Origin of the sequence: Blautia sp. RTP21359st1_E11_RTP21359_211015 (assembly GCF_040910705.1) — a bacterium.
Lineage (GTDB): Bacteria > Bacillota > Clostridia > Lachnospirales > Lachnospiraceae > Blautia_A > Blautia_A fusiformis.
In genome coordinates, this window is the sequence record NZ_JBDGAB010000127.1 from 1 (window position 1) to 1,006 (window position 1,006).

Annotated in this window: 1 rRNA gene; it reads right to left on the bottom strand. The window is 53.3% G+C overall.

Features of this window, described 5'->3' with window-relative positions:
• Nucleotides 1-1,006: ribosomal RNA gene (locus AB5026_RS18980) — 23S ribosomal RNA — on the bottom strand; the annotation flags it as partial.

The following is a 1,006-nucleotide window of genomic DNA, read 5'->3' on the forward strand; positions in this document are numbered from 1 at the left end:
ATCACAAGGGTGGTATCCCAACAGCGGCTCCGCGGCAACTGACGTTACCGTTTCTCAGCCTCCCACCTATCCTGTACATGCAACACCGGACCCCAGTGCCAAACTGGAGTAAAGCTCCATGGGGTCTTTCCGTCCTGGCGCGGGTAGCCAGCATCTTCACTGGCACTTCAATTTCACCGGATGTATTGCCGAGACAGCGCTCAAATCATTACGCCTTTCGTGCGGGTCGGAACTTACCCGACAAGGAATTTCGCTACCTTAGGACCGTTATAGTTACGGCCGCCGTTTACTGGGGCTTAAATTCAAAGCTTCGACTTACGTCTAACCTCTCCTCTTAACCTTCCAGCACCGGGCAGGCGTCAGCCCATATACCTCACCTTTCGGTTTCGCATAGACCTGTGTTTTTGCTAAACAGTTGCTTGAGCCTATTCTCTGCGGCCTGCTCTCGCAGGCACCCCTTCTCCCTAAGTTACGGGGCCATTTTGCCGAGTTCCTTGGCAATACTTCTTCCGCCGGCCTTAGGATTCTCTCCTCATCCACCTGTGTCGGTTTACGGTACGGGTACAATATGAACGATAGCGGCTTTTCTTGACGCATGGCTCACGGGCTTCGCTACTAATCTTCGCTCCACATCACGTCTTCCCATTGCCACACGGATTTTCCTATGTGACTGGTACCTCGCTTGTACCGGGCTTTCCATTCCCGGCTCCCGCTCTCCTTACGTGTCCCCACAGTTCTGTCATACTGCAGTACAGGAATATCAACCTGTTGTCCATCGGCTACGGCTCTCGCCCTCACCTTAGGTCCCGACTCACCCAGGGCAGATCAGCTTTACCCTGGAAACCTTGGATATTCGGCCTAGAGGATTCCCACCTCTATCTCGCTACTCATTCCGGCATTCTCTCTTCCATGCAGTCCACAGCTCCTTACGGTACTGCTTCTTCCCGCATGCAATGCTCCTCTACCAATCTTTTCAGATTCCTTAGTTTCGGTGGCGCGTTTCAGC